Here is a 21642-nt window from a genome sequence, read left to right on the forward strand (position 1 = left end):
AAGCATAATGGATTATATATATGGAGGATAAATCAATGAATGAAGAATTAAGACATATTCAAACAGGCACAAATATACAGGAAAAAGCAAATTTAATCTGGAGCATTGCTGATGCTCTAAGAGGCTTATACAAGCCACATGAGTATGGCGAAGTGATTTTACCAATGACAGTAATTAAACGCTTTCATGACACTTTATTACCTACGAGGGATAAAGTTTTGGAGACATATGAAAAGGTGAAACACTTAGAAGTAAAAGGTGGATTTTTACAAAAAGCATCTGGTTATGTTTTTTATAATATCAGCAATTATACATTTGAAAATTTATTATCGGATCCGAACAATATTGAAGAAAATTTCCTTGCTTACTTACATGGGTTTTCCGAAAACGTACAGGATGTTTTGAAGAACTTTGACTTTGAAAGAGAAATCACAAAATTAGCTAATAATGATAAGTTATTTTTTATTATTCAAGAATTCAATTCAGAAAAAGCCTATATGGGACCAGACAAAATAACAAGCACGGACATGGGGTATATCTTTGAAGAACTAATTAAGAAATTCTCAGAGAGCTATGATGAAGAAGCTGGTTCCCACTTTACAAGTAGGGATATTATATATCTCATGACAGACCTACTTATTGCAGAAGAAAAAGACGTTCTTATTGATGAGGGTGTTGCTAAGACAGTATATGACCAAACAATGGGTACATCTCAGATGTTAAGTGCTATGGAAGAGCGATTAAAAGCATTAGATGCAGAAGCAGAAGTGACTACTTTCGGTCAAGAAATAAACGAACAAACTTATGCTATTGCAAAAGCAGATATAATGGTTCGGGGTGGTAATCCGGAGAATATGAAATTAGGAAATACATTAAGTAATGACATGTTTGAAGGTTTTACTTTTGATTATTGTATTTCGAACCCTCCATTTGGAACAGATTGGAAATCGGAATATAAAAAAGTTAAGGAAGAGCATGATAAGGGTAAACATGGCCGTTTTGGAGTAGGTTTGCCGAAAAAAAATGATGGACAACTCCTATTTTTATTAAACGGTCTTAGTAAATTAAAGAATACTGGTAGAATGGCAATAATTCATAATGCTTCGGCTCTATTTACAGGTGCTGCTGGCAGTGGAGAAAGTGAAATTCGTCGTTACGTTATTGAGAACGATTGGCTTGAAGCAATAATACAATTACCGAATGATTCATTTTACAATACTGGAATTGCAACGTATATTTGGATACTGACGAAAAATAAACCAAAGCATCGAATCGGAAAAATTCAATTGATAGATGCATCTAATATGTATATGTTGAGACGTAAAAGAATTGGGAGTAAACGAGTTGACATTACTCCTGAATGTAGAGAAATTATAGTTCATGCATATGGAGAATTCTTAAATAAAAAGTATTATCTCAACGAGAAATCTGTAGAGTCGAAAATTCTTGATAATATTGAATTTGGATACTATAAGGTCACTGTAGAGACACCTCAGTATGATGATTTTAGTAATTTAATCATGAAAAATGGAAAAAAAGTACCTGACCCTACAAAAAGAGATACTGAAGAAATACCATTAAAAGAGGATATAAAAACTTATTTTGAAAAGGAAATAAAACCTTTTAACTTAGATGCTTGGATTGATGAAAAGAAAACGAAAATTGGTTATGAGATACCTTTCACTAGATTGTTTTATAAATTTACTCAGCCTGAAAAAACAGAGGATATAGCTACAAGAATTAAACAACTAGAAGAAGAAATACATAAAGACTTCGAGATATTGTCTGGTCAGGAGGTGGTAATAGATGAGTAGACCAACGAAAGATAGTCGAATAGAGTGGATTGGTGAGATTCCCGTACATTGGGAGGTAGGTAAGGTAAAACATTTATTCTTTAGAAGTAAAGAAATAAATAATGAGAACAATCCTAAAGTACTTTCTCTTGCAAGAAGTGGTATTAAAGAGAGAAATATTTCAAATAATGAAGGCCAACTAGCTGCTAGTTATGACAACTACAGTATAGTAAAAGAAGGCGATTTATTGTTAAACCCTATGGATTTAACAAGTGGAGCTAATTGTAATTACTCATTTATAGAAGGCGTTATTAGTCCTGCATATATCAATTTAAGAAGCAAAAATGAATGTTCTAGTAAATATTATGATTACTATTTTAAGTTACAATACTGGTCTTTAGTTTTCTTTGCACATGGAAAAGGGGTTTCATTTGAACATAGATGGACATTAAATAATGAAACTTTAATGAACTTTGCTATTCCAATTCCACCAGTGGAAGAACAGGTTAAGATATCAAATTACTTAGATAATAAGGTTTCTCAAGTTGAGAACCTAATTGACAAAACCAAACTTTCTATTATTGAATTAAAAAAATACATGCAATCACTTATAATCGAAGCTGTTACTAAAGGGTTAACTCCAAATGTGGAAATGAAAGAGACTGGTGTGGAATGGCTAGGTAGCATTCCATTTCATTGGAAAGTTAGTAAGTTGAAAAACATCTTTGAAATAAAAAAAATTATTGCAAATGATTTAGGTTATGATGTTCTATCAGTAACCCAAAAGGGATTGAAAATCAAAGATATTCAAAGTAATGAGGGTCAGCTTTCCTCTGATTACAGTAAATACCAAATTGTAGAGATCAATGATTTTGTTATGAATCATATGGACTTATTAACTGGTTGGGTTGATTGTTCTAAGTATATTGGTGTAACAAGTCCTGATTATCGCGTGTTTAGATTTAAAAACAATATTGATTTTAATCATGAGTATTTTAAATACTTGTTACAGGGCTGTTACTTAAATAAAACCTTCTATGGATTTGGTCAAGGAGTGTCAAATCATGGTAGATGGAGATTGCCGACAGATGAGTTTTTGAATTTTTATTTTCCTATTCCTAGTATTGAAGAGCAAAATCAAATCGTTAATTTTTTAACAAGGAAAATACAAAAAATTGATGAACTCATTGATAGTAAAGAAGAGCTTCTTAACGAAATGGAACAATTTAAGAGGTCACTCATTTATGAATATGTCACAGGTAAAAAGGAGGTCATTTAATTGACTATCCAAGATAATGAAAAACGTTTTGAAGAAGATATAGAGTCATATCTCTTAAATAAAGGTGGATACATAAAGGGAAATCAAGTAAATTACAGTAAAGAAAAAGCGATTGATATAAGTCAGTTATTAGAGTATATCAGGGAAACACAAGAGAGAGCTTGGACACGGTATGAAAAAATTTATAAGGATGAAACAGAGAAAAAGCTATACAAGCGACTTAATGATGAAATAGAAACCAATGGGTTACTTCATGTTCTTAGATATGGAATTACCGATCGTGGAGTTAAGCTTAAAGTAGCTTCATTTCGACCTGAATCAACCTTAAACGAGAAGATAATTAAAGATTATAATTCAAATCGATTAACAGTAACACGTCAATTTGCTTATTCAACTGAGAATAATAATACATTGGACATGGTCCTATCTTTAAATGGAATTCCAGTTGTAGCTTTAGAATTGAAGAATCAGATTAAAGGACAATCTGTAGAAAATGCTAAAAAACAATTTATGTATGACCGGGATCCACGTGAACAAATTTTTCAATTCAATAAACGTGTGTTGGTATATTTCGCGGTAGATTTGTATGAGGTATGGATGACAACTAAATTAAACGGTAAAGATACTTTCTTTTTGCCGTTTAATCAGGGTTCTAACGGTGCAGGTGAAGTGGGTGGAGCTGGAAACCCTGTTAACCCGGAAGGATACGCAACAGCATATTTATGGGAAAAGGTTCTCGCAAAAGATAGTTTGATGGATATTTTGCAAAGATTTATGCATTTGGATGTAGAAAAGAAAAAGGTAATAAAGAATGGAAAAGAAACAACTAAAATCTCTTCAAAACTAATTTTCCCACGATTTCATCAGTTGGATGTTGTAAGGAAATTAGTGAATCATGTTCGTATAAATGGTAGTGGTGAAAATTATTTAATCCAGCATAGTGCAGGTTCAGGAAAGTCAAATAGTATTGCTTGGCTGGCTTATCATTTATCAAGTTTGCACAATGAAGAGAATAAGTCTATTTTTTCTTCGGTAATTGTTGTGACTGATAGAACCGTATTAGACAGACAGTTACAAGATACAATTTCAAGCTTTGACCATGTTACCGGGCTTGTAGAGACTATCGGTGAAAATAAATCCTCAAAGGATTTAAAAAATGCAATTAACGATGGGAAAAGAATAATCATTACTACTCTTCAAAAGTTCCCTGTTATTTATGAAGAGGTTGAAGTAAATAAAGGTAATAACTTTGCCATTATCGTTGATGAGGCCCACTCTTCTCAAACAGGGACAAGTGCTAAAAAGTTAAAGTCAGCATTAGCTGATACTGAAGAAGCATTAAGAGAATATGCGGAGATTGAGGGAGAACTAGAAGCCAATCAATTGGATCAAGAAGATAAACTTGTTAAAGAATTGTTAACACATGGAAAACATAGTAATCTTAGCTTCTTTGCCTTTACTGCTACGCCGAAAGAAAAAACATTAGAGATGTTTGGCACAAAACAATCGGATGGTTCATTTAAACCATTTCATATCTATAGCATGAGACAAGCTATAGAAGAAGAATTTATTTTGGATGTCCTACAAAACTATATGACTTATAAAACATCATTTAGAATTGCTAAAGATGCACCAGATAATCCAGAACTCCCGGCTTCACAGGGGGTTAAAGCAATTCGTAGATATGAATCATTGCATCCACATAATTTGCAGCAAAAAACCGCGATTATGATTGAGCAATTTCGTGACGTAACGAGAAATAAAATTAAGGGAAGAGCAAAAGCAATGGTTGTTACAGCCTCCCGATTACATGCAGTACGTTACTTTCACGAGTTTAAAAATTATATAAAGAAAAAAGGCTACACTGATATGGATGTTTTAGTGGCATTTTCAGGTGTAGTTAATGATAGAGATGAAGAGTTCCGAGAGTCTAGCTTGAATAAAACCAAAGATGGAAAAAGAATTTCTGAAAACCAGCTAAAAGAAGAGTTTCATACTGACAGCTTTAATGTGTTGATTGTTGCTGAGAAATATCAGACAGGCTTTGATGAACCATTACTGCACACGATGTTTGTTGATAAAAAGTTATCGGGAGTAAAGGCTGTTCAAACATTGTCCAGATTAAATAGAATGCATCCTGATAAAGAGGATACCTTTATTTTGGATTTTGTTAATGAAGCGGAGGATATTAAAAAAGCCTTTGAGCCGTACTATGAAGTAACTTCTTTAGATAAAGAAATTGATGTTAACTTGATTTATGACACTAAAACGAAATTACGTAATTTCAAGGTTTATAATGATCAAGATATACAGCAATTAGTAAAGATGTATTTTAAAGAGGGGAAACAAACAGATACGGATTTAGGAAAAATGGCAAGTGCTTTAAAGCCGATCATTAATCGTTATCAGGAGCTTGATGATGAAACTCAGTATACATTTAGAGTAACTGTCCGTAATTTTAATAAGTGGTATTCCTATATTACACAATTAACTCGTATGTTCGATAAAGAATTACATGAAGAATACGTATTTACTTCTTACTTAATTAAATTTATTCCTAAGAATAAACGGGAAAATATAAATATTGAGGATAAGTTAAAACTTGAGTATTACAAATTGGAACGGACTTTCGAAGGTAACATTGCGTTAGAAAAAAATGCTGGTTATAATGTATTGAAAAATCCTGAATCCATTGACACTGGGGTAAAGCCTCTAGAAGAAGATGAGCTATTGGAAAATATAATTAAACGTGTGAATGAGCGATTTGAAGGTAAATTTACAGATTCCGATAGGGTTATAGTAGAAGGAATTTACAAAAAAGCGGTTAGAGAAAACAAGAAGCTAAAACGATTTGCACAAAATAATGATGCAGAGATATTTGAAAAAAGTATTTTTCCAGATGTATTCGAAAGAGTGGCTCAGGAATTATATTTAGAACAAATGGGATCATATTCAAAACTTTTTGAGAACCGTTCATTTTACAATACTGTATTAGAAGAAGTGGCTAAAGAGGCCTATAAAGAGTTGAGAAAATGATCTGGAAAGTATGAAAAAAGCCCCGATACACAAGGTATATTTATTGCGTATTGGGGCTTTTCAATATTCAACAATTAACAAATAGAAATGATAAATTAATGTTACTGTTAATTTTATTTCCCAATTAAAATATCTTGATAAAGAAACTGTTTATGTTTGAAGGATTCGACCCCACCTTCAAGTAAATTTACAATGTGTAATAAAATTGATTTTTCGGTAGGATATCCAGTTGCTTCTACCCAGCCATTAGTGTTATTTGATGCCATGACAATTACCTGTTCCGCTTTGGAATTTGTAACAATTGTAGAGTTATGTGTTGCGATTATTACCTGCCGTTTTGATTTGGCTTTCCTTAAATCGCTTACCAAATTTTTATAGATATATCTATTATCTAAATTGTCTTCTGGCTGATCAATAATTAGTGGCGTATAATCATTTGAAAAATCACTGTAAGATAAAATGAATGATAACATAGCAACCACTTTTTGGCCTAAAGATAATTCTTTAACGCTTTTAAACATCTTTCCAACTGACCTGTTTGTTTCCATGTTATTTATATTAAATTCTAAATCAAATTCATCAATATCCAGTAAGTAGTTTTTTATTAGTTCGACTGCATGAGGTAATCCGTTTTCCAGTACTCTTCGGCGTATAATATCAAAAAATGTTGTTACATTATTACTCGATATATCAATAATTCCCTCGTCTACTTGTTTTTTAGATAGGGAAGAAGTATGTTTTTTGATATTCTCCAAATCTAATATTTTATTATAATTCTTTTCGCTAAGTAATAAAAAAACATTAATAGGATCAGATTTTTCACTTAAAAGAGATAAATATTCAATTAAATCTTCAATTTTTATGTTGAATTTCTCAAAATAATTATCTGAATTTTCCATTTTTACTTCTAAAATTTCAACCCAGTTAAGCATTAACTCATTAATATTTTTTTGGTAGTAGGTGATTTTTAATTGATTTACATGGTTAGCATTAAAACTGTCAAGTGTATTATATACAGTAATCTTCCTGTCTTTTAAGATAGCTGGTAACTCTTTGTATTTCTGTTTTAAACCTTTAATAGTAGTGATATTACCAACCCTCCTTTTGTCGGAAAGTACTTCATTTTTGAACATCATTTCTCGGATAAAATCAGTAATTTCATCTGAGCTGGAGGTTCTTACCAACTCATTCACAGAATATCTTCTATAAAAAAAGTTTGAAAGGAGACTTTTCTTATTCTTTGTTATTTCCTCAATATACTCTTGGTTTTGAATGATGGTTTTTTTAAAGAGCTGAATATACATTTCTAATGATATATCTTTTATTTTCTTAGGTTCAAAGATAAATTTCTTGTCATATTTATAATTGTCAAGGTCATTGTTAAAATACCCTAAGATAGAAGTATACTGCTTTTTATCCATTTTAGGAGTATTGAAAATAATATAATAATCCTCACTATTGTATGAGCAAACAACACAAACCCTTCCTTGTTTACAAATATTTTCCAAAGTTTTCTCGTCGTAAACATTTTGAGAAAGGACAAAATTGATGGTATTTAAAACAGTACTTTTTCCTGTTCCTCTACCGCCTATAAAACAATTAAGTGATTCAGAAAATGATATACTAAAATTTCCGTTTCCATTTATTCCTGAGAGAAATCCATCTTCTTCAACCACAATACCTTTAATGAATACATTTGGTTTTTCAGGTTCCTTATATTCGGTTGAAATCTCGAAGTCTCTGATTGCATTTTTTAACATTGTAAAGTTGACTTTTTGTCCTTTAATCCAAAAGGGCTTAGTTGCTAACGCATCTAAACTGTGTGAATCCTCATCTAATACAAAATTATAATCCTCATTGGTGTATCTTTTTAAATTTTCTATCACTCTCGGAATTTTATCTAAATAAGACACACCTAATAATTTATTATCTATTGAATTAAACAAACGATCTTTGTATCCACCACTTAGAAAGTCCGGCTTAAAGATATCTGAACTATTTATATGGGCAATATAGCCAATTCCGCCAAGTTCATTTATTTTTGTTAAGACATTCAAGCTTGTTTGGTATGTCCCTGATATACAATCCATTATGTTACTAGAAATCCAATTGTTTAGGAGATTAATTGTCTCTTGCTTAGCATCAAATATACCTACAACGTGACATTTATCAGCACAGGAAATTTCAATACCTAATAAAGTATCTGTATATATTTTATAAGAAAAAGAATTATTAATAATATTTATAGCCTGAACGAGCTTTTCATACCCTAAGATGGTATTGTGATCAGTAATAACAGCTAATTTTACATTCTCATCCGCCAATTTTTTGGCCATTAATAAGTATGTTAAATATTCTTTTAATGTTTCAAAATATTTATTTTGGTTTGCAATTTCCATTGCTTCTTCAAAAGTTAAGCTGTTTTCAGGAAATAGGTGTTCCTTTATGGCTATGCTAAATAAATCTTCATTTGACATTTCCGTATATTTTTCAGCTGTTAAACTTTCAAATAATCTATAATCATGAGAAGCTGGTGTATGAATATGGAATACTGATTTATGATAATCTGCGTATTTTTTTCTTTTTGAGTTGATTGCTAAATCAATATCATTAACAAAACTGTTTTTTACGAGTGTTTTATTGTAGGTTAAATTTATTTTAATTGCCTCCTAACTATTAACGCAATCCACGATTGAACACGATTATAGTATAATTTTACTAGATATTTAATAGTTCGGATAGATGGAGTAAACAAGAAAAACAATTGAAAATGATGGATCCTATATCAAGAAACCGGAAAGGGATGATCCAATGAAAAAAATACTTATAAACAAAGTACGCTGCAAAAAGTGCAATGACATCATCGAGTCAAAACATAGCAATGATTTTAAGCGATGTAAGTGTGGTGCAATTTTCATAGACGGTGGTCAGGACTTTCAACGTTACGGATGGGGAATCAATCATTCTGAAGAAAAAGCTCATCTAGAGGATTATATTGATTTTAGTTACTCTGTTTATGAAGAAAATAGTTGAATAGCTGCTAGGCAGCCTAGCGTGAATTAATAATGGGTAAGATAGAGAGTGTTCGCTTTGATAAATGGTGAATTATAAGGTAAGTAAGTAAAATCATCCTTGATATTTATGGATTAGTTTGGAATAATATATTTGCATGAAGCGGCCTCTGGCCGGAAATTTTTATGGTTTTTGGTAGGAACCATAAAAAATTAGGTCCCCCAGTTCAAAACTGTGTGGACCTTTTTACATTTTAGATTCGAATCTTACGTTAAATGAAAAGCTTTATACAATCGGGTCAGATTGTGGAGGAACTCAGGTATTTGTAGTAGACTAAATGACGCGCAATAAACAATCTCTTTTTCAGAGCATTTTGTGAAGAATTCCGCTTAAACAAACGGATAGAAGCTTAATAAGCTAATCTATAAAGAGGCATAGAACCATAAGGGTTTATGTCCTTATTAATTGAATATTCGATTGTGTAGACAAAAAACAAAAATGGCAACGTTCAATATGATTAATTAAATGCCAGCATAGTTCATCCAAGATAACTTGGTATTTTGTTGTGTTGGAAACCTTTGAATATACTAATATAAGTTATATTTTTCATTCTTTTATGTTCAAATCTACTTGTGGCTGGTTAGAGTATAATTCATTAACTAGTAGTATCAGAGCTTCATTCAATTCATATCGTGCAATTTTCCCTTTGAACTCTAAACCACGGATGTAGTCTATTTCACTATCTTGGGTGTCGAATACGCGATTCTCTTGATTTGGTAATATAGATGCAAGGTGAAGATCATGTAGCCTATCAAAAAAATTAGGAAAGCCCTCTGCTGAAAGAAACTTGTTAAAAGACTCTCTCATATGTTTCCTCATGTAAGATGCTTCATTTTCAGGGTGAGTAATTTCTCTTATGGCTTTTATCGCTTCGCCATTCAAGCCCATATAAGAACACGCCTTCTCCACTGAAAACGAGGTCTCATCAGTTTCACCAATGAGATAGCCAACATCTACACTAAAGAAATCTGCAATTAGATGCATAGTATCGAATTTTGGAAAGCCAACTTCTCCATTTTTATTTTTGGCTCCTGTATTCATCCATCGGCTGACATCTTTTTGGCCATAACTAGTTCCATATTTATTGTTTAGGGCTTCAGCAAAGGATGCTTGAGTATATCTGCCTGCATCCATACACTTTTTTAATCTAATTTTCCAGTACGTTTCCTTTTCTTTTAATAAGTCATCCATGTTATAGAGAACCTCCATTCGAGATGAATTATATACCTTGCGTAAGTCTTGTACAACCTAAAATTACGCGCTATCATTATGTTAGAAAAGCCAAAGGAACAGCAGAAAAACGAGAAAAGAAATTTTTTCATGCAAAGGGCGTATTAACAAAAAAAAGAGACTAACTGAGGTAAATACTTTATGAGAATGTCTGTTGGAATAATTGGAAAAAATAGGAATTACAGTTAAAGAAGTATATTTGTTTTTGAAAGACAAGGGCTTCCTCGATGGCGAAGAAGGCAATTGGTCCTTAACGGAACTAGGTAAGCAAGTTGGTGGTCAAATTAGGCAAAAAGATAATGGAGAGGGTGGGTTCTGTAGACGCACATGGTCAGTTTTATCGTGGGATGAAAAAATAGTCAATAAATTGAAAATGAAATAATCCAGTAGCAGTTACAACTTTATTTGCAACTATGACAATCATCCCCGTTGTTAGAGCGGAAGTAAATTAATACTGGATTAAAGCAAATTTACAAGAAATACTAAATCAAATAGCTAAGGGTGATGATTAAAATGGAAAATAACAAAAATGAAAAAGATTATGCCGAATATAACCATAATAACAAAACGGTTAGATTTGGTGGCAAGCCAGCAATTATTGTTTCAGTATTTGCAGGTGTAACTTTAGTAGGACTTGCAGGTGGAATTACATACATCATGACTAGAAATCCAGAAGCAACAAAAGAGGTAGCAACTAAAGTATTAAAGGAAGTAACGAAACACGCAGCATAAAAACATCAGTGATAACTTTGGAAAATGCACTAAGCATTGTAGCGGCTTTTTTCATTAACTTCTTAATTTATGTGATATAGATCAGACCCAATCGACTTTTCATAAGTAAATTTGTTGTTTTTAATGAAACGGCTTAAAAAGGGGTAATGCGTAAGATAAAATAATAATGTATGATAGATTTTATTTTCTTTTTCTTTTATGAACTAATTTAATAGAAGGGCCTTTTGGTCAAGGTATCAGTTAAAAATCATCGGTAAGATGCGTGACGAGAACAATCGTTGGCATTCTTAGCGATGTTTTTTTATATAAAAAATTAATGGAGGGGTCCAAATGAATCAAATGGAAACGTATTATGTAGTAAGAAGAACGGAAAAGAAAGATGAGGAATTTGCTGTGATTGATGCAATGTCACTGGATGAAGCGAGGGCGATCTTTGGAGTTCGGCATAAAGCCGATAAAGAGGCAATGACAGAAGGAGAGGCATTTTACATTTTTCAAACAAACGAAATGCTGATGTTGGATGAAAATCATCGGCTAGTATTTCCGAAAGGTTTAATGAGCATTATTGAAAAGTGGTAGCAATGAAGGGTTAAAGATATGAAAAAGATGGCTTCTGTTGTTCTAACAGAAGTCATTTTTTTGTAATCATTACTTGCTACCAAGTGGATAATTGTATGACAGTTTAAACTTATGTCCTAAACAAGTGTTTCAAGTATAACTAATAATATATAGTAACGATTAATAGTAACTAATATTAGATACTAGATGGAAGAATAAAAATACAATTTAATAAAATGCAGAGTTTCCATATGTTCTTCATGGTATCTATTATTAGTTACCAATTTCCTGATAGGCAGTTTTGGAGCGAATAAAGATCGTAAAAGTATATTACTTTGTATAATGGTTACCATTCATCGTAACGAATTGAAAAAAGGAGAAAAAATAGAAAGTATGGGATGATGAATATATTGATGCAACTAGGTTTCGTCATGGTATCTACTAATAGTAACGAGGAGCTTTTCTGTGAGGTATTTTTTAAAACTTATGTATGCGAGTCATTCAAAGGGAATGACTGCGAGGAACAGTATTTATTAAAATCTACATAATACATCGTGGACTGCATTTTCATTTTGTAGTAACGGATGAATAATGACCTTCAAATTAGATTGTTTCAATCGGTCACTTACAGCAGAATCAGCTGCAAATTGATTAATAATATTTTTACCTCTTTTGATTCCATCCGTAAATTGAGAACGATTAGAAAAACTATTATCTGTAATAACAATATCCATAATGTGAAGTTGTTCGGGGTTCTTTTCCGCCCATTTTGCATATTTAAAAACTTTTTGTATTAATGTTTCGATTGGTTCTGTTCCCATATCCATTTCAATATTAATATAGGCATCCTTTGCATAATTAGATTTTACCTCAATTATCCAATCTGGTTTTACAAAAGTCATTGTTTTCCCTATTATATTACTTCTAGATTTATTTTCTGTCATATACCTACCAATTTTTGCATGATAAGCTCCGTTATTCTGTTTGTGTAAATTATTAAAATTAGGTATCCACTCCGTATATGGCAGAAGTGAAGGTGATAAAGAGTAATATGTTTCATTGTACAAAAAAACATATTTTGTTTTCTTCTGATTTTTGTGTTTGATTACCTCAAAATTTAGATTGCATAATATATTGATTGCAGCTTGTTGTGTGGCTAAGAAGTGTAACAAATTTTGCTTTTGATTAAATTTATAAATCTTTGATTTGTTATATGAGCTAACTAATAAATTGTTTTCTATTAGTAAGTCTATAGCTTTACTACCAATACAAAGATATTTAAAACGCTCTCCATTAAAACCTTCGTTAAATTGGCTGCTACGAATTAGATGATATTCTTCATATTTCCGGATTCGATTTTTAAAGCTATACTCTTTAATTTTCATTTCGAATAAAAATGTTGCAGCTTGATAGAATTGCTGCAATGTTAATAATCGTTGTTGTTCTAGAAATTCCAATAGCTTTAGATCTACTTTGGAAAGTTCTAATCGTTGTCTTGCATTTTTCTTTAATACAATTTTGTCCAGCATTGTTTTTTCTCCTTTCTTTAGGGTGAATGATATTTGTTTGACAGAACACCTTTGGAGTATTATTTTTCACTATTATTGTCAGCACAAAAAAACTCACTCCAAACATTGCCAATAACGTGAGTAATAGACTTTTCACAAGTAATATACTTTGACGGATCAATCTTACTCGACAAAGTATATTACTCGTGCATTACTTTTTATTAAAAAGTGTTCTTTAAATAGTGTACTTTTGGATTTTGATATTTCTAGTCATTAATGTACAACTTGGAAAAAATTAAAATATCGTAAGGAAACGGAAATTATAAAAGACAATTTTTATTGGCAAAAAATGAATTTTTGAAAGGCATTAGAGAACAAGGTTTAAGATGGAATGCCAAAGCAGTCGGTTTATACAGATTTTATAAAATGGACTTACTAAACAATCGGGCCATATAATTGAGTAACACCTATAAAGAAAGTTATTGATAATACATAGTAAGTTAATTAACAATGTTATTGTGAAATATAGGAGAAATTATGACTGATAATTGTTGTACACCCAAACCAAACCTAACGGAACGTTCCCAATTAGATATAAACAATACCAAAAATCCCCAGAATAGATGGTCCGGATACTCAGAAAGAAGCAATAAAAATCGACTCTTATGATCCTGACAGTCCAGAGGGTTACATGGTATTTACAGTAACAGTTCATAATAAATAATGGTTGGATAACCAAAAAGGATGATTACCTAATAGAAAAGTAATCATCCTTTTTTAGTTTCAAAGTGCTAATTTCATGTCGATTTATTCTTTATTCAAATATCCATTTGACTATTTGTTTATGTAAACGTAAAATAGAAAATGAAATTTAACATTCAAATAAATATTTGAATGTTAATGAGTATTAAATTATTAATAAAAAATAAAGGGGTTGAATCAGGTGGATTTAATTTTAATAATCATCTCTGCTCTTGGTGCTTTTATTGTAACCAATATTGATGATATTTTTGTCTTGATGATGTTATTCTCTATGGCAAGGTCACAATCTAAAACAAGTAATGGTCAAACGGTTAACAAGGTTTCGAAACGTATTAACTCAAGAGATATAGTAATTGGTCAATATCTAGGTTTTGCACTTCTAGTTTTAATCAGTCTTTTAGCAACCTTTGGGATAACACTTCTTGCTGATCAATGGGTTGGTTTACTTGGCCTAATTCCAATGTATTTAGGAGTTAGACTGTTCATCAAAGGTGAAGATGATGATGATGATAATATTCTTTCTAGGTTAAACAAATTTAATAAGTTTTATTTAAGTGTAGCCTTTATCACTTTTGCTAATGGTGGAGACAATATTGGAATTTATGTTCCGATTTTTTCAACGTTAGAAACAAATCAATTAATTATTACTGTAGTTACATTCTTTATAATGGTTGCAATTTGGTGTTTACTGGGTTACCGTCTTGCGAGATTCAGATTTGTTTCTGAAACACTTGAGAAATACGGGCGATGGATTATTCCAATTGTATTTATAGGATTGGGAATATATATCATGCTAGAAAATGAACTATTTACTTCTTTGATAAATCTATTCAAATAATGTAACAGTTTTGATCGTTATGATCATTTGCTAATATAAGTAGGTTTGGATATGGAATTTATTGAGTTATTTAATTTTTTATCCATTATTCAAATAATCATTTGAATAATGTTAGGGTAATAATATATAATATATTCAAACATACACTTGAATAAAAGGAGGGATAATGAGTAATGAGTAAGAAAGATACTTGTGATATTTATTGTTATGACGAAGCAAAAGTCAAACGAATACAAGGTGAGATGCAAAAAGAAGATATATCTAGTGTTTCCCAATTATTTAAAGCACTTGCAGATGAAAATAGGGCAAAAATTTCCTATGCATTATGTCAAGATGATGAACTTTGTGTGTGTGATGTAGCTAATATCATTGGGGCTACTGTTGCAACGACATCTCACCATTTAAGGACCCTTCATAAACAAGGGATTGTAAAATACCGAAAAGAAGGCAAACTAGCCTTTTATTCGCTTGATGATGAACATATTAGACAGTTAATGGTTATTGCATTAACTCATAAAAAGGAGATGAAAGTCAATGTCTGAACAAGCTAAAATAAACAACCAAGAAGCTAAAACTTACAGAGTTCAAGGACTCACCTGAGCAGACTGTTCAAAAACGTTCGAAGAGAACGTGAAACGTCTGGATGGCGTTTTGGATGCACAAGTTAATTTTGGTGCTGCTAAAATAACAGTTGTAGGAAATACAACGGTTGAAGCGCTTGAAAAAGCAGGAGCTTTTGATAACTTAAAATTACGAGATGAAAAAGCACAAAAAGTAGAACGTGAACCTTTTTGGAAGCAAAAAGAAAACGTTAAAGTGTATATTTCAGCCCTATTATTAATCGTTAGTTGGTTATTAGGAGAACAACTCGGAGAAGGTCATATTGTACCAACAATCGGATATGCGGCATCTATATTAATTGGTGGCTACTCCTTATTTATTAAAGGCTTTAAAAATCTAAGCAGATTTAAGTTTGATATGAATACTCTTATGACAATCGCTATTATTGGGGCTGCATTAATTGGTGAATGGGGAGAAGGAGCAACAGTTGTTATTCTCTTTGCCATTAGTGAAGCTTTAGAACGCTATTCTATGGACAAAGCTCGTCAATCCATTGAGTCCTTGATGGATATAGCTCCAAAGGAAGCTTTAATACGACGTGGAAATCAAGAGTTAATGATTAGCGTTGATGACATTCAAGTAGGCGACATTATGATCGTGAAACCGGGTCAAAAGTTGGCTATGGATGGAATCGTTGTAAAAGGGACATCTACCTTAAACCAAGCTGCGATTACAGGTGAATCTGTCCCGGTGACAAAGACCATTGATGATGAAGTATTCGCTGGTACTTTGAACGAAGAAGGATTATTAGAAGTAAAAGTAACTAAATTAGTGGAAGATACTACTCTTTCGAAAATAATTCATTTAGTAGAAGAAGCTCAGGCAGAACGCGCTCCTTCTCAAGCATTTGTTGATAAATTTGCCAAATATTATACTCCGGCAATTGTTGTATTAGCCTTTTTAATCGCTATTGTCCCACCATTATTTGGCGGAGATTGGAGCGAATGGATATATCAAGGGTTATCCGTACTAGTCGTTGGTTGTCCTTGTGCATTAGTTGTTTCTACGCCTGTTTCTGTTGTGACCGCAATAGGAAACGCAGCAAGAAATGGTGTTTTAATCAAAGGTGGAATCCACCTAGAAGAAGCCGGTGCATTGAAGGTTATTGCTTTTGATAAAACAGGAACATTAACAAAAGGGGTTCCAGCAGTAACAGAAATCGTAACATTTGGCGGAAATGAAAATGAGTTATTGACCATCACAGCAGCGTTGGAAAAAGGATCACAACATCCACTTGCTTCAGCAATTATGAAAAAAGCAGAAGCAAACGGATTAAATTATAATGAAGTATCTGTTGAAGATTTTCAATCTATAACTGGTAAGGGTATAAAAGCAAAAGTTAAGGACGAGATGTATTATGTAGGAAGTCCTAGTATGTTTGAGGAAATTCTTCCAAATGGTATAGATAAAACCATTTCTGAACAAATTTCAACCCTACAAACACAAGGAAAAACGGTCATGATTCTTGGAACCGTCAACGCAATTCTCTGTTTAATTGCTGTGGCTGATCAAGTAAGAAAAACATCTAAAGAAGTTATTCAAAAACTTCATCAACTAGGAATTGAAAAAACTGTTATGCTTACTGGTGATAACCAACGTACAGCAGAAGCAATTGGTAAAGAGGTTGGTGTATCTGATATTAAGGCCGATCTCCTTCCAGAAGATAAATTGAACTATATTAAACAACTTCGCGAAAAGTATCATAGTGTGGCGATGGTTGGAGATGGAGTAAATGATGCTCCAGCTCTTGCGGCATCAACAGTTGGGGTTGCAATGGGTGGAGCTGGAACGGATACAGCACTTGAAACAGCCGATATTGCTTTAATGTCAGATGATTTAAGTAAATTACCGTTTACGATGAAACTAAGTCGAAAAGCATTGAGAACCATTAAGCAAAATATTACCTTCTCTCTAGTAGTTAAAGCTATTGCTTTACTTTTAGTTGTACCGGGTTGGTTAACGTTATGGATAGCTATATTTGCCGATATGGGGGCAACATTGCTTGTAACTTTAAACAGCTTACGATTATTAAAAGTTAAAGAATAAAATACTGTTTCATATAAAGGGATAATGGTTTTATTATCCCTTTATATGATTTCTTACTGAATGAAAAGGTATGATGCTTCAATGTGATTTTTCGCCCTTCTTGTTTTTAAAAAAGGGATACTCTTAAAGGATATTTAAATTCAGTCATTCGGAAGTGAAGATAATGAATAATTCTTGGAATCGAGTGATTTATAAAATTTGGTCTCCAATTTATGATAAGATTTTTAATTCGGGTGTTTTTTTAAATGCACGCAGACAAATATTTCTAGATATCCCCTTTCATAGTAATCAAAAGGTACTTTTTGTTGGTGTAGGAACAGGTGCTGATTTAGAGTTAATAACTCAATCTGATTTAGATATAAAGGCAATTGATTTTTCACCTGATATGCTTAAAAAGGCAAGTGCGAAATTTAAAAATTCACCTATTAAATTCATAGAAATGGATGCTCAAAATATGGAGTTTGATAATGAAACATTTGATTATGTAGTTGCTAGTCTAATTCTTTCTGTAGTGCCTGATGCAGATAAGTGTTTAACAGAAATGACGAGGGTTTTAAGAAAAGGAGGCAAAATAATTATTTTTGACAAATTCGTATCTGAAGAACATAAATTATCTTTTTCAAAAAAGCTTCTTAGACCACTAATAAAAGTATTAGGAACAGATATTGGATTGAATTTTGAAGATCTGTACCGTAGAAATAGTATAAATCTAATGATAAACGAAGATAAAAATGTAATGATGAATGGAATGTACAGAAAAATAATAATTAGTAAAGTTAGTTGATTATGTTTGAGCAAATTAAAAATTTCAAAATTACCTTTTACTCTTTACCCTGTACTATGGTACAGGGTTTATAATTTATCTGAGGTGAATGAAATGAATTATCGCATTAGTGAACTTGCAGAAAGGTGTGGGGTCAATAAAGAAACTATAAGATATTACGAAAGATTGGGTCTCCTTTCGGAACCTTCTCGGACAAAAGCTGGATATAGGATGTATCCAGAAGAGTCTGTGGATCGCCTACAATTTATTAAACGAATGCAAGATTTAGGTTTTTCTTTAGCCGAGATCGATAAACTACTTGGAGTTGTTGATAAAGACGACGAACGATGTAAGGATATGTATGATTTTGTTGTTCATAAAATTGATGAAGTTCAAAAGAAAATTAAGGATTTAAAAAGAATCGAACACATGCTAATTAATTTAAAAGATTGTTGTCCTGATGAAAAATCTCTACATGAATGTCCTATTATTGAAACTTTGATGAATTAGAAAAGATAGCACAAAATATGTATCATAATAAGGTGGGAGAATGATGTCAGATTGTTGTAATAACACTAAAGAAATTAAAAATGAAAATGTTGTAAAGTGTCCATCTTGTAAAAATAGATCTAAAAATGTAAAGTTGATAACATTAAAATCAATGCTTAAACCATCTGCATTAGAAACATTAAATGCTAAAGAAAATCACTATTTTTGTTCAACCAAAGATTGTGATGTAGTCTATTTTGATACGAATAATAAAGAGTACCTTTTATCTGACATAAAGGTGGTCGTTCATCAAAAAGATGCCTCAGTAACTACACCAATTTGTTATTGTTTTGATTGGACAAAAGAGAAAATAAAGGAATACGTAGAAAAAGGCCTTACTCCTAATCCAGTAGAACATATTCGAGAGAACATAAAGGAAAACCGATGTGGTTGTGATGTGAATAACCCTCAAGGTAGTTGTTGCTTGGCAAATGTTACAAGCTATATCAAAGAACTAACCTAACCTGTATATACTCAATTAAAGGGCGCTTTGTTTCAACTGGATGTAAGGCATTTTTTCTAATTCAAATAACAGGGGTAACTTATATAACACAATAGGACTTGGACAGGTCTATTTAAAAACTTACTAGAATTAACAAAAAATGTCTACTAATCGGGATTAATGGACACTAGTTATCGTTAAATTCTACCTCACTAATATCTACCTCTTTAATGATAACATCTTTATTCGGATCTGGATCATAGTCTAAAAGAAGAAATAAAAGCAGTATTAAGATAAGGATAAGAGCAGTGAAAATTATCTCCTTAGTATTTTTTTTCGAATCGTTATCTTGTTGTTGCTTTCTATAATTCGACTGAATTTTTTTTGTGTTATAATCTTGTTTCATAATAATCCCACCTAAAGATATATACAGATTAGTAAGTATTTCTCCATTTGATATAACAAACCCTTTAAGGACAAAAAATTTTCAATAAATGCATTAACAGAACATAACGTCAAAAATATCAAGGAAGTATTAGCACAATAAAGAAATATTCTTTCTTTTATATTAAGATTTCCCACAATCGGGCGCTTTAATGAAGTAACTAAGGCCAAATTTCTCAATTACAATACTGAGAAATTTGGCTTTTTATATTTTAATTACCATAACTTTGTAAATTATTATTCTCCTTACTCTGCCATTCCCTTACAATAGAGAATTAGATAAGAACTTTACAAAGTGCAGAAAAATGATTGTCAAAGACTGACACAAAATTATTTATACACCCTTAAATTCTCTTTTTTATATTCAATACTTTCCTTTCTATATTTAATCATATCCCGTAAACTTATTAATTCTTTAATAACAAATTCATAGTTGCCCGTGGGTTCACCCTTAGTAGCAGCATTTGCTGATTTGTATAAAAAGTGATTGATACGAGTATATATTTCATTGTCTATGATGCTTATAATTTCTTGACTCCGTTTTTCATTTTCTACTGCTTTTTCGTACAAATCTTTGGGAATTGAATTGGCTAATTCTTTATGTAATTGAGTGGTCTCGTTTTTATAGTACTCGTTTGATTCATTAAAAGCATCGAAATATTTTTTAATCAAGTTTGAATGGTTATTTTGAATTTCAAGTATCATTGCATTTATTTGATTACCTAATTTCAATGCATATTCTTCTTCTGGTGTTCCTTTATATAAGTTGAGGAATTTATCGAGAATTTCATTTTCCATTTTACTGATCTCCTTTAGATAATCTACATTTTTAAATTTAGTTAAGCGTCTGTCCACAAATGTTTTTATTTTTTTTAAAAACGTCCCCCCAAAACCTCCCCCAGATCGTTGGGGGAGAATACATTATTCTACAAAGCAGAAAATAAACAAAAAACCCTAGAACCATTGATATATCAAGGTTTCTAGGGTTTTTGAATATGCTATTTACAAAGCATATTAATTAACGAGAGTAGAACTCAACGATAAGAGCTTCGTTAATTTCAGCTGGTAATTCAGAACGTTCTGGTAAACGAGTGAATGTACCTTCTAATTTATCTGCATCGAAAGTTAAGAAATCAGGTACGAAGTTATTTACTTCTACTGCTTCTTTAACAACTTCAAGGTTGCGAGATTTTTCACGTAAAGTGATAGTTTGACCAGATTTAACGCGGTATGATGGGATATCAACGCGCTTGCCATCAACTAAGATGTGACCATGGTTAACTAATTGACGTGCTTGACGACGTGTACGAGCTAAACCTAAACGGTAAACAACGTTATCTAGGCGAGTTTCTAATAAGATCATGAAGTTTTCACCATGCTTACCAGTCATTTTGCCTGCGATATCAAAAAGATTACGGAATTGACGTTCGTTCACACCATACATGTGACGAAGTTTTTGTTTTTCTTGTAATTGTAATCCGTATTCTGATAATTTTTTACGTTGGTTTGGACCATGTTGTCCTGGAGCGTAAGGACGTTTGTCTAACTCCTTACCTGTACCACTTAATGAAATACCAAGACGACGAGAAAGTTTCCAGCTTGGACCTGTATAACGAGCCATAATTGACTCCTCCTTCATGTTTTTATTTGGTAAAATAAAAACAGATGTAACATGTCTTCTTATTTATTTTGTCTTCCTGTACCTTCGCCCTAGCAGCCAAGGGTTACACAATACACCATCAGAAATGATTCCTGAGGAACAAAATAGAATAAAAAGTGTATACATATGCTGCGCTATTTTACACAAAGAATATTATATGATTTTTATAGGTGAAAAGTCAAGTAGAGTTTACTATTAGTTTGAGTCAAGTATTTGTGGGAGAAATTTTTTATCGTCGGAATTTCTCTCTTTTTCAGTGTGTTTGCTATCTCTATTGTTAACGCTTTCTATACTTACTCTATTTATAGT

19 protein-coding genes are annotated in these 21642 nt (G+C 31.9%); 13 read left to right on the forward strand and 6 right to left on the reverse strand.

Annotated features, from left to right (window positions below):
• The first annotated feature begins 35 nt into the window (after window positions 1-35).
• Genes ACTQ5K_RS08020 through ACTQ5K_RS08030 form a run of 3 tightly spaced genes read left to right on the forward strand, consistent with a single transcriptional unit; the run spans window position 36 to window position 6108 of the window.
• On the forward strand, window positions 36-1814 hold the full coding sequence (locus tag ACTQ5K_RS08020) for a type I restriction-modification system subunit M (protein ID WP_042354775.1): 1779 nt from the start codon (window positions 36-38) through the stop codon (window positions 1812-1814).
• Window positions 1807-3072, forward strand: a complete 1266-nt coding sequence (locus ACTQ5K_RS08025) for a restriction endonuclease subunit S (RefSeq protein WP_031539228.1) — start codon at window positions 1807-1809, stop codon at window positions 3070-3072. The genes ACTQ5K_RS08020 and ACTQ5K_RS08025 overlap by 8 nt, the downstream gene beginning before the upstream one ends.
• A complete protein-coding gene (locus ACTQ5K_RS08030; RefSeq protein ID WP_031539229.1) occupies window positions 3073-6108 on the forward strand; it encodes a type I restriction endonuclease subunit R in 3036 nt (1011 codons plus the stop codon).
• 113 nt (window positions 6109-6221) lie between these two features.
• On the opposite strand, the gene ACTQ5K_RS08035 is transcribed toward ACTQ5K_RS08030, so the two are convergent.
• The gene (locus ACTQ5K_RS08035) at window positions 6222-8771 is read right to left on the reverse strand and encodes a Spaf_1101 family AAA-like ATPase (protein ID WP_441993816.1); all 2550 of its coding nucleotides are present in this window, start codon (window positions 8769-8771) and stop codon (window positions 6222-6224) included.
• Between the two features lie 148 nt (window positions 8772-8919).
• On the opposite strand from ACTQ5K_RS08035, the gene ACTQ5K_RS08040 reads away from it, so the two are divergent.
• Entirely contained in the window at window positions 8920-9141 is a 222-nt protein-coding gene (locus ACTQ5K_RS08040; protein ID WP_035416658.1) for a DUF7695 domain-containing protein, read from the forward strand.
• 585 nt (window positions 9142-9726) lie between these two features.
• On the opposite strand, the gene ACTQ5K_RS08045 is transcribed toward ACTQ5K_RS08040, so the two are convergent.
• Window positions 9727-10371, reverse strand: a complete 645-nt coding sequence (locus ACTQ5K_RS08045) for a hypothetical protein (RefSeq protein ID WP_051641008.1) — start codon at window positions 10369-10371, stop codon at window positions 9727-9729.
• Between the two features lie 202 nt (window positions 10372-10573).
• Here ACTQ5K_RS08045 and ACTQ5K_RS08050 point away from each other — a divergent pair, with 202 nt between their 5' ends.
• The 3 genes from ACTQ5K_RS08050 (at window position 10574) to ACTQ5K_RS08060 (ending at window position 11721) form a co-directional block, all read left to right on the forward strand.
• Window positions 10574-10792, forward strand: coding sequence for a hypothetical protein (locus ACTQ5K_RS08050; protein WP_031539232.1), 219 nt, complete (start codon window positions 10574-10576; stop codon window positions 10790-10792).
• A 131-nt stretch (window positions 10793-10923) separates the two neighbouring features.
• Complete coding sequence (locus tag ACTQ5K_RS08055; protein ID WP_031539233.1) at window positions 10924-11142, forward strand: hypothetical protein; 219 nt, start codon at window positions 10924-10926, stop codon at window positions 11140-11142.
• A 330-nt stretch (window positions 11143-11472) separates the two neighbouring features.
• Window positions 11473-11721 carry a hypothetical protein gene (locus tag ACTQ5K_RS08060; protein ID WP_231512590.1) on the forward strand — a complete coding sequence of 83 codons (249 nt, stop codon included), beginning with the start codon at window positions 11473-11475 and terminating at the stop codon, window positions 11719-11721.
• A 512-nt stretch (window positions 11722-12233) separates the two neighbouring features.
• Here ACTQ5K_RS08060 and ACTQ5K_RS08065 read toward each other — a convergent pair.
• Window positions 12234-13229, reverse strand: a complete 996-nt coding sequence (locus tag ACTQ5K_RS08065) for a replication-relaxation family protein (RefSeq protein WP_031539235.1) — start codon at window positions 13227-13229, stop codon at window positions 12234-12236.
• Between the two features lie 922 nt (window positions 13230-14151).
• Here ACTQ5K_RS08065 and ACTQ5K_RS08070 point away from each other — a divergent pair.
• From ACTQ5K_RS08070 to ACTQ5K_RS08095, 6 genes are all read left to right on the forward strand, one after another.
• Entirely contained in the window at window positions 14152-14808 is a 657-nt protein-coding gene (locus ACTQ5K_RS08070; protein ID WP_019381804.1) for a CadD family cadmium resistance transporter, read from the forward strand.
• Window positions 14809-14981: 173 nt separating this feature from the next.
• Complete coding sequence (locus ACTQ5K_RS08075) at window positions 14982-15350, forward strand: ArsR/SmtB family transcription factor (protein ID WP_019381805.1); 369 nt, start codon at window positions 14982-14984, stop codon at window positions 15348-15350.
• Window positions 15343-17475 carry a heavy metal translocating P-type ATPase gene (locus tag ACTQ5K_RS08080; protein ID WP_081836702.1) on the forward strand — a complete coding sequence of 711 codons (2133 nt, stop codon included), beginning with the start codon at window positions 15343-15345 and terminating at the stop codon, window positions 17473-17475. The genes ACTQ5K_RS08075 and ACTQ5K_RS08080 overlap by 8 nt, the downstream gene beginning before the upstream one ends.
• Before the next feature lie 163 nt (window positions 17476-17638).
• Window positions 17639-18259 (forward strand): class I SAM-dependent methyltransferase, encoded by a 621-nt coding sequence (locus ACTQ5K_RS08085; RefSeq protein WP_019381807.1) that lies wholly within the window; start codon window positions 17639-17641, stop codon window positions 18257-18259.
• 93 nt (window positions 18260-18352) lie between these two features.
• Window positions 18353-18748, forward strand: a complete 396-nt coding sequence (gene merR / locus ACTQ5K_RS08090) for an Hg(II)-responsive transcriptional regulator (RefSeq protein ID WP_019381808.1) — start codon at window positions 18353-18355, stop codon at window positions 18746-18748.
• 43 nt (window positions 18749-18791) lie between these two features.
• On the forward strand, window positions 18792-19250 hold the full coding sequence (locus ACTQ5K_RS08095; RefSeq protein WP_019381809.1) for a putative iron-sulfur cluster-binding metallochaperone: 459 nt from the start codon (window positions 18792-18794) through the stop codon (window positions 19248-19250).
• 166 nt (window positions 19251-19416) lie between these two features.
• Here ACTQ5K_RS08095 and ACTQ5K_RS08100 read toward each other — a convergent pair whose 3' ends face one another.
• The 3 genes from ACTQ5K_RS08100 to rpsD all read right to left on the reverse strand — a co-directional run bounded on the left by ACTQ5K_RS08100 (window position 19417) and on the right by rpsD (window position 21294).
• Window positions 19417-19635 carry a hypothetical protein gene (locus ACTQ5K_RS08100; RefSeq protein ID WP_031539237.1) on the reverse strand — a complete coding sequence of 73 codons (219 nt, stop codon included), beginning with the start codon at window positions 19633-19635 and terminating at the stop codon, window positions 19417-19419.
• 368 nt (window positions 19636-20003) lie between these two features.
• The gene (locus ACTQ5K_RS08105; RefSeq protein WP_031539238.1) at window positions 20004-20471 is read right to left on the reverse strand and encodes a hypothetical protein; all 468 of its coding nucleotides are present in this window, start codon (window positions 20469-20471) and stop codon (window positions 20004-20006) included.
• Between the two features lie 220 nt (window positions 20472-20691).
• The gene (rpsD, locus tag ACTQ5K_RS08110) at window positions 20692-21294 is read right to left on the reverse strand and encodes a 30S ribosomal protein S4 (RefSeq protein ID WP_031539239.1); all 603 of its coding nucleotides are present in this window, start codon (window positions 21292-21294) and stop codon (window positions 20692-20694) included.
• Window positions 21295-21642: the final 348 nt, after the last annotated feature.

The sequence above is a fragment of the Niallia sp. Sow4_A1 genome (assembly GCF_052116745.1).
Lineage (GTDB): Bacteria > Bacillota > Bacilli > Bacillales > Cytobacillaceae > Niallia > Niallia hominis.